The following is a 13,342-nucleotide window of genomic DNA, read 5'->3' on the forward strand; positions in this document are numbered from 1 at the left end:
AAATGGCAAAGAAAGTAGAAATTAAACTAGAAGATGCGTTGTGGAAAAGTGCCGATAAATTACGCAAAAACATCGATGCAGCAGAGTATAAACACATAGTTTTAGGACTTATATTTTTACGCTACATTAGCGATAGCTTCATGCAAAAATACGAAGAATTACTCAAAGAACAATCCGAAGGAGCCGACCCAGAAGATGCAGACGAATACCTAGCTGACAATATCTTTTTTGTCCCAGAAAAATCTCGCTACAACTACATAAGAGATAACGCCAAAAACCCCAAAATAGGCAAAATGTTAGATGAAGCAATGGATGAGATAGAAAAACACAACGATACCTTAAAAGGAGTTTTGCCAAAAGTCTATGCTAAAGACAATCTAGATAGCAAATGCCTAGGCGAACTCATAGACCTGATAGGCAACATCGCCTTTGATACTGGTAAAAGTGCTGATGTTTTAGGTCATGTATTTGAGTATTTTTTAGGTGAGTTTGCCCTAGCTGAAGGCAAACAAGGCGGACAATTCTACACTCCAAAATGCGTCGTAGAACTCCTAGTAGCCATGCTTGAGCCATACAAGGGCAGGGTGTTTGACCCTTGCTGTGGAAGTGGCGGTATGTTTGTTCAAAGCGAAGAGTTCGTAAAATCTCGCCAAGGCAGACTAGATGACATCTCAATCTATGGTCAAGAGTCAAATCAGACCACCTACAAACTCGCCAAAATGAACCTAGCCATAAGAAAAATTGAAAGCTCACAAGTGATATGGAACAACGAAGGCTCATTTTTAAACGACGCCCACCAAGACCTAAAAGCTGATTTTATCATAGCCAACCCACCATTTAACGACTCAGACTGGAGCGGCGAACAGCTAGAGCAAGACGGCAGATGGAAATACGGCGTCCCACCAGCAAGTAACGCCAACTACGCTTGGATACAGCACTTTTTATATCATCTATCGCCAAACGGCGGTGTAGCAGGATTTGTCCTAGCTAAAGGCGCACTTACAAGCAATACCACAAATGAAGCAGCTATTAGAAAAGCACTCATTGAAGATGATTTGATAGATTGTATAGTAAATCTACCCGCAAAGCTGTTTTTAAACACAGGTATCCCCGCATCACTTTGGTTTATAAGACGCCAAAAGCTACCAAACACAGCTAAAAAGACGCTTTTTATAGATGCAAGAGATTTAGGAACTATGATAAATAGACGCAACAAAACCCTAAACAAAGATGACATAAACCAAATCGCAAACACTTATAAAGCTTGGAAAAACGGCACCGACTATGAAGACATAAAAGGCTTTTGTAAAAGTGCTAGCATAGATGAGATAAGAGAGCTTTCTTATGTGCTTACCCCAGGGCGTTATGTGGGGCTTGCTGATAGTGATGATGAGTTTGATTTTGATACTAGATTTAACGAGCTTTTAACCAAGCTAAAATCCCAAATCAAAACCGAGCAAGAGTTAAGCGAAACTATCTTAAAAAACTTAGAGAAGATTAGAATATAAGGATAGCTATGAATTTTGAGTTTATACAAAAATTATTAGAAGCAAAAACGCAAGAAAATGAAGTGGTTGAATATAAACAAAACAATAAAGAGATAAATACATTGGCAAAAAATATTTCAGCTTTATCAAATACAGCTGCTTTGCTAGGAATTGATAAAGCTTATCTTGTTTTTGGCATTGAAGATAAAACATTAAAGATTGTCGGCACGAAATTTAAACCTAAAAAAGAAAAAAAAGGAAATGAAGAGCTTGAGAGTTGGTTGCATAAAGCTTTAACACCTAACATAGAATTTACAATTCATGAAATTTCTAAAGACGAGATTAATTTAGTAGTATTTGAAATTGATGCTACTAAAATTTCGCCAATAAAATTTGAAGAAAAAGCCTATATAAGAATAGGTAGCAATACAAAACAATTAGATAAATATCCAGAAAAAGAGAAAAAGTTATGGCAAGTTCTTTCAGGCTTTTCTTTTGAGACTGAAATAGCAAAGTCAAATTTAAATATTGATGATATATATGATTTGTTAGATTGTCAAAAATGTTTAAATATGTTAAAAATACCTTACAATGACAATGTATCTCATGATTATGTTATTGAAAATTTGATTAAATTGGAGTTGGTAAAAAAAATAAATAATTCTTTTGCTATTACTAATTTAGGTGCTATTTTATTTGCAAGAGATTTAACAAAATTTGAAAGCCTAGATAGAAAAAGAATTAGATTTATAAGATATAAAGGCAAAGGTAAAATTGATGCATTAGAAGAATTAGAAGGTAAGAAAGGATATGCAATTGGTTTTAAAGGGTTGATTTCGTATATAATGAAATATGTTCCTAAAAATGAAGTTATAGAGAATGCGATAAGAAAAGACACTACTTTATATCCAGAAATTGCGATAAGAGAACTTGTAGCTAATGCGATAATTCATCAAGATTTTACAATAGATGGTAGAAATCCAATGATTGAAATGTATAGCGATAGAATAGAGATAACAAACAATGGAAAATCTCTCATAGATATCAAACGCTTAATAGATATGCCATCAAAGTCAAGGAACGATAAACTAGCTAACCTAATGAGAATAATGGGTATATGTGAAGAAAGAGGATCTGGTGTGGATAAGGTTATAGATAGTGTTGAATTTTATCAATTGCCAGCACCAGAATTTACAAATGACGGGGATTATTTTCAGGCAATTTTATTTTCCTATATGCCTTTAGAGGATATGACTAAACAAGATAGAATAAGAGCTACTTATCAGCATTGTTGTTTAAAATGGGCTTCAAGGGATGTGATGACAAACGCTAGTTTAAGAGCTAGATTTAAAATAGGCGACAAACAACACTCAAAAGCTTCTAAAATAATCAGTGATACTTTAGAGGTGGGTTTGATTAAACAACAAGACCCAGAGAACAAATCTACAAAACATACCAAATATGTTCCATATTTTGTTTAGGTTTTATGTTATGCTTTCGTCAAAATTACTTAAACCTAGCTTAATTTATACAGCTCACAGCTTGAAAATACGAGCTTTTAGCGTTTTTTCTTCTGTTGTGCTTTCGTCATTATCTTTTAAACCAAGCTTAAACAAACGAAATTCCGAATTCAAATTCTTGAATTTATTTCGTGTATTTTTTGGATTTTTTATGGAAATAAATTCTAAAGGATTAAGATATGAATAATTGGAAAAAATGTAAGCTTGGGGATGCCCCATTAGAATTTATAGACGGAGATAGGGGCAAGAACTATCCAAAACAAAATGAATTTCATTCTAATGAATACTGCTTATTTTTAAGCACTAAAAATGTAAGAGAGAATGGTTTTGATTTTAGCGAATGTCAGTTTATTACCAAAGAAAAAGATGAGATTTTAAAAAAAGGTAAGTTAAAAATCAATGATTTAGTTTTAACCACAAGGGGAACTATCGGAAATCTAGCATTATATAAAGAAAATATATCTTATAAAAATATAAGAATAAACTCGGGAATGCTTATAATTAGACCAAATAATGAAGAGTTGGATAGCAGATATGCGTTTTATCTTTTTAAAAATTTAAAAGATGAATTTGATAATTTTGTTTCTGGGAGTGCTCAACCACAGCTACCTATTAGAGATTTAAAAGAAGTTGAAATTACACTACCACCACTAGAAGAGCAAAGGCAAATCGCTGCTATTTTAAGTAGTATTGATGACAAGATAGAGCTACTACACGAGCAAAACAAAACCCTGGAAGAACTCGCCCAAACTCTTTTTAGACACTATTTCATAGAAAACCCAAACCCATCTTGGCAAGAAAAACCATTGAGTGATTTTGGCAATATAATTTGTGGAAAAACTCCATCAAAAAAGGTTAATGAGTATTACAATGGAGATATTCCATTTATTAAAATTCCTGATATGCACGGAAATATTTTTGTGTTTAAAACAAATGAGTATTTATCCGAGCTAGGCTCACAAACTCAAATAAATAAATTAATCCCAAAAAAGAGTATTTGCGTCAGCTGTATAGCTACGGTTGGCGTGGTATCTATGAATGCTTTTGAAAGTTATACAAATCAGCAAATAAACTCTATCGTTCCTAAAAAAGAGCATTATAGATATTTTCTTTATTTGTATATGAAACATTTGTATGATTATTTGCAAAGTATGGCAAGTGGTGGCACGGCAACGGCTAATTTAAATACAAGGGATTTTTCAAATATTCATATTTTAATGCCAGATGAAGAAATTATGATAAATTTTAATGGTAAAACAAGTGAGTATTTTGACAAAATATTTAAAAATTTAGAACAAATCCAAACCTTAGAAAATATGCGTGATATACTTATACCAAAACTCCTAAACGGAGAAATAAAAGTAGGTGGTAATCAATGAATTTTGATTTAAGTGAATTTTTAAAGTATTTTAAAAGTTTATTTTCTGTTGCATTTGCTGTTTTGATAGCTGGGGTTATCTTGCTAAGCTTTGAAGATTTTTTAGGAAAATTTTTAGGGATAGAAGAATTGCTAAATAATTATAAAGGCATATTAGGTTTAGCAGTGTTTCTATCTTTTATAATTGTTTTAGCAAAAGCATTTGAACAGATTGTTGTTTTTTATAAAGATATAAAGAAAAAAAGAGATTTGCAAAATAAATATAACAATAAAAAATCAGCCTATAAAAATACTTTAATAAATCTAAAACTAGATGAAAAAATGTTGCTTATGGAATTTTTATGCGATGAAACAGGTATGATAAGAATTGATTTTGATTTCAATAGATATGATGGGATAGACAGAGTTGTAACTTTTTTAACTACAAGAAAAATAATATATCTAGCATGTAATGAGTATATTAGTGGTATTTATAAGATTGATAAGCTTTATTTTGAAATAATGCAAGAAAATCCAAAAGAAATATTTTACGAAGATGAATTTAAAGAATACTTTATAGAAGAAAAGGAGAGTTAAAATGAGCAAGGCGAAGACTAGCGAGTTTGATTTGGAGCAGTTTGTCATATCATCACTGCTTGAGCATGGGTGGTGCTATGAAAAGCCTATAAGAGCTACCGATGAAGTCTTGCTAGAAACTAGCCTTATAAATGCACTTTGTAGGCTAAATCCACAGCTTGATTTATCAAAAGCTAATGAGATTTATAAAGAGTTAAAAAGCATAAATCATCTTAGCCTTTTAGATAGTAACGAAAACTTTCATTATAAGCTTGTAAATGGCGTAAATATAAGCACCACAAAAGACGGCGAAAGTAGAGCCGATATCATAAATCTAATTGATTTTGATAATGTAAGCAACAATGAATTTATAGTAACAAACCAGCTAAGTATCACAGAAGCTAAAGAAAACAAAATCCCCGATGTAGTGCTATACATAAATGGAATTCCACTTGTTTTAATGGAGCTAAAAAGCCCAAGTGATGAAAACGCCACGATAAACTCAGCCTATAATCAAATAAACACTTATAAACAAGCAATCCCAAGTATTTTTGTCTACAATGCTTTTTGTGTGATAAGCGATGGGTATTTTGCTAGGGCGGGGAGTATTTCGGCTGATTTTTCAAGGTTTATGGCGTGGAAAAGTAGCGACGGGATAAACTACGCTCCAAACAAGTCTTTAGAGATAAAAACCCTAATAGATGGTATGCTAAACCCAAAAACCTTGCTAGATATCATTTGCAATTTTATAGTTTTTGAAAAAGAGCAGATAAAGGATATAAACGATATTTTGAGCATAAAAACTACCAAAAAAATCGCAGCCTATCATCAATACTACGCAGTAAATAAAGCTATTAGTAGAACAATCACGGCAAGCAGCAAAGACGGAGACAAAAAAGGCGGCGTGGTATGGCATACGCAAGGTAGTGGGAAGTCTTTGTCTATGGTGTTTTATAGTGCTAAAGCGATAAAGGCTTTAAACAATCCTACGATTTTGGTTATCACGGATAGAAATGACTTAGATGACCAGCTTTTTGGCACTTTTGCAAGTTGTGCGAACCTTTTAAGACAAGAGCCAAAACAAGCAAACGATAAAGAGCATTTAAAAGAGCTTTTAAAGGTGGCTAGTGGTGGAGTGGTATTTACTACTATTCAAAAATTTAGCCCAGAAAATGACAATGTATTTGAGTGCTTATCGCTTAGGGATAATATCATCGTGATTGCAGATGAAGCACACAGAACCCAATATGGCTTTGATGCAAAAGTAGTAGAAGAAAAGTCAAAAAGTGGCGATGTGCTAGGGCAAAAGATAGTCTATGGTTTCGCAAAATATTTGCGTGATGCTTTGCCAAATGCTACTTATATAGGATTTACAGGGACACCTATTGAAAGCCATGATGTAAATACCCCTGCAGTTTTTGGAAACTACATAGATATATATGATATATCAAGAGCTGTTGAAGATGGTGCTACTGTGAGTATATACTATGAAAGCAGACTTGCTAAAATAGAGCTAAGCGAAGAAGGAAAAAAGCTCATAGATGAACTAGATGAAAAGCTTGAAAATCAAGAAAACGAAAAAGCAAAAGCTACCAAGCTAGAAGCAGTAGTGGGTAGCACAAGCAGACTAAAACAAATCGCTAAAGATATAGTAGAACACTTTGAGGCAAGGTCTAGTAAGCTCGGCGGAAAAGGTATGATAGTAAGTATAAGCCGAAGTGTAGCTATAAAGCTATATGATGAAATTATAAAAATAAGACCAAACTGGCATAGCGATGAGCTAAATATCGGGGCTATAAAAGTAGTGATGACTTCAAGCTCTAGCGATGGAGCAGAGTTCAGCAAACATCACACAAGCAAGGCTCAAAAGCAGTTTTTGGCAAATCGTATGAGAGATATAAACGATGAGCTAAAGCTTGTTATCGTGGTGGATATGTGGCTAACTGGCTTTGATGTGCCATCGCTTCATACTCTTTATATAGATAAGCCTATGAAAGGGCATAACCTAATGCAAGCGATAGCTAGGGTAAATAGGGTTTATAAGGATAAACCTAGTGGGCTTGTGGTGGATTATCTTGGGATTGCAAGTGATTTGAAAAAGGCTTTATCGTTTTATAGTGAAAGTGGTGGCAAGGGCGATATAGTAACCACTCAAGAAGACGCTGTAAAGGTGATGATAGAAAAGCTAGAGATTGTAGAGCAAATGCTACCAAATGACTATGAAAGATATTTTGAGCTTGATACTGGGGCTAGGCTTGATTATATCCTTGATGTAGAAGAGCATATATTATCAAATGAAAATGGCAAAGATAGGTTTATGAGCGAGTTTGCAAGGCTTGATAAAGCCTATACGATAGCTATACCGCACGAAAAAGCCTTGAGTATAAAGGATAAAATCGCTTTTATGTATGCGATAAAGGCTAGATTTTTAAAGTTTGCTAGGGTAAATGAGAGTGAAAACTCGCTTAATCAAACTTTGATAAAACAAGTGGTAGATAAGGCTATCGTATCATCTAGTGTGGTGGATATTTTTGATGCTAGTGGGATAAAAAAGCCTGATATATCTATACTTTCTGATGAGTTTTTGCTAGAAGTAAAGAATATGAAGCGTAAAAACTTAGCCTTTGAAATGCTAAAAAAGATACTAAACGATGAGATAAAATTAAGGCAAAAACTAAGCCTAACAAAGACTAAAAAACTAGCCGAAATGCTAAACGAGGCTATCAAAAAATATAACAATAAGCTAATCTCATCAAGCGAGGCACTAGATGAGCTAATAAATATGAGTAAAAGCATAGCAAGTATGGATGATGAGGCTAAAAAACTAGGGCTAAAAGACTATGAATACGCTTTTTACTCAGCACTTGCTTGTAATGATGAGTATGAAAAAATCTTAGGAAATGAAAAGCTTTTAGCCCTTGTTAGCGAGATACTACAAATCATCAAAAATAATGCAAGTATAGACTGGATGATAAAAGAAAATGTAAGAGCAAGGCTAAGAGTAGCTGTAAAAAGAGTGCTCAATAAATACGGCTATCCACCTGATATGCAACAACTTGCGATTGATGGAGTTTTAGCTCAAGCTGAGATTTTGGCTATGGAATTAGCTAGCGAGTAGAGCTTGGCTTAAAGCTAAGTGTGATTTTAGGAATTTGAAATAGGAATTTAAAAGTAAATTTCGTTTGTTTAAGGAATTTATTTCGTGTATTTTTGGCTAGGTTTTATTGTGAAATCCTAACCCAAAGTGGTGTCAAACAAACGAAATTCCGAGTTTAAATTCTAGTTATTTTTAGTGGTGTTTTCTTCTTTTTTGCTTTCTTTAGATTTTTCTAAATCTTGTTCATTTTGTTCTTTGTTTTCATTGTTTGTTTTATCGCTACTATCTTCTGTATTAGCAATATCTTGCTTTTTACCATCTCTTATTATGTGAATGTCTTTTTTGACAAATTCAACCCTTATGCTTTTTCTACAATCATCTAATGTTTTGTTTATTTCCATATTTTCACTGCATAACTCCACATAGGCAATGTCTCCTAAAGTTGATAATATTTTCACATCTTTTAGCTCAATATGATCGCCTTTATAATGATAATTTTTTGTATATTTCTCTTTTTTATCTTCTATATCTACAATATCTTTTATAAAGTTATTTTTATCAACCATTATTGTAGTATTATAATCTCCTAAGCCAGAAAGAGATGAAATACTTATCTTAGACAAAGCAAAAATAGTTACTGATACAAATAGTATTATCGGTCTAATGTAGTTTATGTTACTTTTGTTTGCTTTAAAAAATACTATAAGATTTAATATAATTAAGACTATAAATAATACAAAAAATAAATAAATATCTTGCTTTTCATAATTATTGTAAAATATCATAAAAATAGAAACATAAACTATCAGCAATACAATTATAAAGTATATATAATCATAATATTTTAGTGGCTTACCATCTTTTTTTGAATTTTTAATTTGCCATACAAATTCTGTTGAAATATATAACATAAATATTAAGAACATAAACCAAGATAAGTTAGAAAACCCAAAGGCCAATAATTGTTCAAATGTTAAATCTACTTGATAGCGTAAGTCTAAAACATATATTTTTGCATAATTTAGTGCAGAGCCTATAATTAGTATTAGTAATAAAATTTACCCTAAAGCAAGAGATGTTTGTCCATATTTTTTAATATTTTTATATATCCGTCTTGTTGTTAGTTTATTAGTTTGAAAAAAATCTTCATCATTTTGTTCTTTGTTTGTAGAAGTTGCAGGTTTATCTTTTATCTGCTTATGATTTCTTTGTAAACATGGAAAAATATTGTTAAATAGTTCTATAGTTTTGTTTATATATTTTTTTATACTCATTTTAATCCTTTAAATATTTTTTTATATTCTAGCATATTAATATCCCGTGAAGTTTGTTTGATTATCATTTAGTAAAAACAAAGGGAAGAAAATGCCTATAAGTTTTACAGATAATGAAAGAAAAGAATTTCAAAGCGGAATAAATGCTTTTATTAGCGAAATAAATAAATGTCTTAAAAATAAAAACAAATCAACCAAAGGCTTTAGCGTTAATAATATTAAGCCATTTTTTAATTTCTTTGAAAATAGTTATGAATATAGCATAGGTAGCGGTAGTGGGACTTTGGCTGATACTTGTTGGATTATTTTTGTTAGAAAAGAGCTTTTAAGTGATGAGCTTATAAATACTAGCAAGGTTAGTCCTAGATATGGTGTTTATGTTTATTTCGGGTATTCTCACTCTTTAAAAGAAGGTTTTAAATATCGTTTAGCATTTGGATTTCCAAAACATGATATTGAAAACGCAAGGTGCAAAGCCGTTGATGAAATGGAGCGAAGTGGCAAACTAACTGAGCTTGATTTTACTTATGACAAACTAGATTTAGAGCAAATTACAGATGATTTTATAAAGCTTTTAGAATATTATGAGAGTTTTAGCAAAGATGATTTTATCCCAAAAAATCCTAAAAATAACGATGATTTTTATGAGTGGCTTAGTAAAAATGCAAGGCAAGATAACGGAGAGTTTTACTCAGATGAGAGCAAGAAAAACGAAAGCTCAAAGACAAATACCCTAAAAACTTTGATTAAAAATAAAAGCTTAAAAGATTTGGCAAATTATATAAAAAGTGATGATTTTATAAGTATTCAAGATAGTAGAAAAGGTAGAGATTTTGTCTATACAGCAAGGATTTACGCTGATTATTTAAATGAAAAATATTATAAGCAAAACAAAGCTCCAAGCGAAGAAGAACAAGAGCAAAGATTTGCTTTTTGGTTAGAAGTTCGCTTAAGAGATAGCAAGGATTATTTAAAGCTAATTGATGATTTTAAAAGCTCGTTTTTGGCTAAATATCAAAGAAATATTTTTAGTATTTTAGAGTTAAACGAGTTAATAAACATAATCGGCAAAAATACCTACAACGACTACATAGCAAGCAAAAGCGACGCTAAAAGAACTATGAAAGAGTTTATTAGATTTTTGATAAAAGACTACTCAAGCGATGCTAAAAATATATTTTTACAAGATGAGCCAAAGCAAAACCCTAAAAATATCCCACTAAATCAGATTTTATATGGAGCGCCTGGGGTTGGTAAGACTTACAATACCATAAATATAGCTTTAGAGATTTTGGGCGAAGATTTTTCAACTCAAACAAACGAAATTTACACAAGAAAAGCAATGCAAGAAAGGTTTAAAGACTATGTAAAAAACGGACAAATAGTATTTACAACCTTTCATCAAAGCTATGGGTATGAAGAATTTGTAGAAGGAATTAGACCTGATTTTGATAACGATGAGCTAAGATATGTGATAGCTGATGGCGTGTTTAAGGATTTGTGTAAAAAAGCTAAGCAAAATTATATAAATTACTCTACTCCAAATGAGCTAGATTTTGACAAGCTGATAAATTATTTTGCTGAGTATGTAAAGAGCGAGTTTTTAGACCAAAACAAGGAGTTTTTGCTAGAAAAGGGCGTAAATATTCATAGTATTTTTTATGATAAAGACGGCGAGTGTCGTTCGTTTGAGCTAGGTGGCACTACTCAAAGCGGACAAAGATTAACCCTTGATATAATCAAGCGTGATTATGAAGAATTTAAAATAGGAAATATAAAAAGCTACAAAGATATAAAGCCAAAGTTTGAAAGCAAAAGCATTCATCATGGTAATGCGGGGTATTATTTTATGCTTTATAAAAAGCTTTTTGAGTTTGAGAAAAAAGATGATTATAAAAACCAAAAAGAAGATTTAAAGCCATATATAATCATCATTGATGAGATAAATCGTGGGAATATTAGTAAGATTTTTGGAGAGCTTATCACACTTATTGAGCCTAGCAAAAGGCTAGGAAATGCTGAAGAACTAGAAGTGGTGTTGCCATATAGCAAAGAGCGTTTTTCGGTGCCAAATAATGTCTATATAATAGGCACTATGAATACAGCAGATAGAAGTATCACTACCCTTGATACGGCGCTTAGGCGTAGGTTTGAGTTTAAAAAGATTATGCCCGATAGTTCTCTTTTAAAATTTAAACTCGATGAGATTGAATTAGATAAACTATTGGATAAAATGAATGAGAGAATTGAGTGTCTAATTGGCGATGAAAAGCTTATCGGACATTCGTATTTTATGGATATAAACAGCATTGATGAACTTAAAGCTGTGTTTAGCAAGAAGATTTTGCCACTTTTAGAAGAGTATTTTTATAATGATTATTCGCAGATAAAATCAGTGCTTAATGATAACAGCATGATAAAAACTAAAAATATTTTAAATACTGATACGCTTTATTTAAGCGATGATTTTAGCGAAGTGGATTTTAAGAAAATCTATGAAGATTGAAGTTTACGAACATGAAATCATAAGTGAGTTTAAGAACGATGAGTTTTTAAACGAGCTTATAAGTTTTGCTGAAAACAACCCAGAGTTTTTAAGAATAGTCGGCAAAAATAAGCTAAAAGCAAGGAATTTCGTAGGGCTTATAAAAACAAAAAGTGGGGTTTTAGAAATCTATCCTAAGGTTTCAAAACCAAGCGATGAGATAATTCCGAGCATAGATTTAAGCAAGGCTTATGAGCTAAAAGATGAGATGTTTAAGGATTGTAAAGCAAGGGAGCTAAACCCTAAAAAGCTGCTTTTAGAACTTTTAAGAACTTTACAAGAAAGCCCATTTAAAAAATCGCTTAAAGCAACGCTAAAAGATGAAAAAATGCCACTTTTTGAAGTCTTTGTTGAGATGTTTTTAGAAGAACTTTTCGTGATTTTAAACAAAGGGCTTATGAGTGATTATGTAAAAGTATCAAATAATAAAGCATTTTTAAAAGGAAAATTGATTTTTAGTGAGCATTTAAGGCAAAATCTAGCTCATAAAGAGCGATTTTTTACCGAAAATGATGAATACATCATAGATAATGCGGCAAATCAAACTATAAAAACCACGCTTTTTCATCTAAAAAAACTAAGTCAAAATAAAAAGATTTTGAAGTTTTTAGGATTTTTTGATGAGGTGAGTTTAATTAGCATTAAAAAATGTGAATTTAGTGTAAAAAATAAGCATTATCATTATTATGAAAACATACTTTTATGGTGCAAATTATTTTTAAATGGCTTTAGTTTTACGCCATTTGCAGGGGATAAAAATGCTTATGCTTTGCTTTTTGATATGAATAGACTTTTTGAAGATTTTGTAGCTTTTATGCTTAAAAAACAAAATCCAAAGATAAGTATATCTACTCAAGTAACAAATAGGCATTTGATAAAAGATGAGAGAAAAGATTGTTTTTTAATGCGACCTGATATTTTGATTAAGCTTAAGGATAAAACAATTATCGCTGATACGAAGTATAAAATCATAAAGGATTTAAGTGATATTAGCCAAGCTGATTTATATCAAGTATTTGCCTATGCAGCAAAGTTTAAAGCTAGTGAAGTGTGGCTTATATATCCACTTTTAGATGATATTTTGCAAGGAAAAACCTTAGAATATAAGCCAGAAATTTTTGAAAACAAAATAAAGCTAAAGCTCCTTTTCGCCCCTTTGCCTTAAATTTAAGCTTTATTTAAGTTCGGGGGGGGTATGATTAGAAAAACAAGAAAGGAGTAAATATGAATAATACAAATGCTAATCATAAAGCTAACCAAGCTAATGCTAATAAAGGCACCCCAGGTCAAAATACAGCTCATTCAAAAGTTCATGGCAATCGTGGTGCACAATTAAATCCAAATAATAAAAAATAATTTAAAAATTCCTATTTTAATCAAAATAGGAATTAATTTTCTTTTTGTAATTCCTATTTCAAATTCTTTTTCAAATTACTTACCCCCCCCCAACCCAAACTCTAAAAGAATTTGGATTAGGAATTAAGAA

Annotated in this window: 10 protein-coding genes; 8 read left to right on the forward strand and 2 right to left on the reverse strand. The window is 31.6% G+C overall.

The features are described from left to right. Nucleotides 1–2: 2 nt before the first annotated feature. From AVANS_RS00405 to AVANS_RS00425, 5 genes are all read left to right on the forward strand, one after another. Nucleotides 3–1,508 carry a class I SAM-dependent DNA methyltransferase gene (locus AVANS_RS00405; protein ID WP_239817702.1) on the forward strand — a complete coding sequence of 502 codons (1,506 nt, stop codon included), beginning with the start codon at nucleotides 3–5 and terminating at the stop codon, nucleotides 1,506–1,508. A gap of 8 nt (nucleotides 1,509–1,516) precedes the next feature. After that, entirely contained in the window at nucleotides 1,517–2,968 is a 1,452-nt protein-coding gene (locus AVANS_RS00410) for a helix-turn-helix domain-containing protein (protein ID WP_239817703.1), read from the forward strand. A 218-nt stretch (nucleotides 2,969–3,186) separates the two neighbouring features. Next, a complete protein-coding gene (locus AVANS_RS00415; RefSeq protein WP_239817704.1) occupies nucleotides 3,187–4,386 on the forward strand; it encodes a restriction endonuclease subunit S in 1,200 nt (399 codons plus the stop codon). Next, on the forward strand, nucleotides 4,383–4,961 hold the full coding sequence (locus tag AVANS_RS00420; RefSeq protein ID WP_239817705.1) for a superinfection exclusion B family protein: 579 nt from the start codon (nucleotides 4,383–4,385) through the stop codon (nucleotides 4,959–4,961). Before AVANS_RS00415 ends, AVANS_RS00420 begins: the two co-directional genes overlap by 4 nt. Nucleotide 4,962: 1 nt before the next feature. Next, on the forward strand, nucleotides 4,963–8,058 hold the full coding sequence (locus AVANS_RS00425; protein ID WP_239817706.1) for a type I restriction endonuclease subunit R: 3,096 nt from the start codon (nucleotides 4,963–4,965) through the stop codon (nucleotides 8,056–8,058). Nucleotides 8,059–8,219: 161 nt separating this feature from the next. Here the strand turns inward: AVANS_RS00425 and AVANS_RS00430 are convergent, their stop codons facing one another. Beyond that, complete coding sequence (locus AVANS_RS00430) at nucleotides 8,220–8,948, reverse strand: hypothetical protein (RefSeq protein ID WP_239817707.1); 729 nt, start codon at nucleotides 8,946–8,948, stop codon at nucleotides 8,220–8,222. Between the two features lie 147 nt (nucleotides 8,949–9,095). Then, nucleotides 9,096–9,311 carry a hypothetical protein gene (locus AVANS_RS00435; RefSeq protein ID WP_239817708.1) on the reverse strand — a complete coding sequence of 72 codons (216 nt, stop codon included), beginning with the start codon at nucleotides 9,309–9,311 and terminating at the stop codon, nucleotides 9,096–9,098. 91 nt (nucleotides 9,312–9,402) lie between these two features. Between AVANS_RS00435 and AVANS_RS00440 the strand changes: the two genes are divergently transcribed. The 3 genes from AVANS_RS00440 to AVANS_RS00450 are packed head-to-tail and all read left to right on the forward strand — an operon-like array spanning nucleotide 9,403 to nucleotide 13,212. Further along, a complete protein-coding gene (locus tag AVANS_RS00440; protein WP_239817709.1) occupies nucleotides 9,403–11,817 on the forward strand; it encodes an AAA family ATPase in 2,415 nt (804 codons plus the stop codon). Next, nucleotides 11,807–13,021, forward strand: a complete 1,215-nt coding sequence (locus AVANS_RS00445; protein ID WP_239817710.1) for an McrC family protein — start codon at nucleotides 11,807–11,809, stop codon at nucleotides 13,019–13,021. The genes AVANS_RS00440 and AVANS_RS00445 overlap by 11 nt, the downstream gene beginning before the upstream one ends. Nucleotides 13,022–13,080: 59 nt before the next feature. Continuing rightward, complete coding sequence (locus AVANS_RS00450; protein WP_239817711.1) at nucleotides 13,081–13,212, forward strand: alpha-amylase; 132 nt, start codon at nucleotides 13,081–13,083, stop codon at nucleotides 13,210–13,212. Nucleotides 13,213–13,342: the final 130 nt, after the last annotated feature.

This window comes from Campylobacter sp. RM5004 (assembly GCF_022369455.1).
Classification (GTDB): Bacteria; Campylobacterota; Campylobacteria; order Campylobacterales; family Campylobacteraceae; genus Campylobacter_E.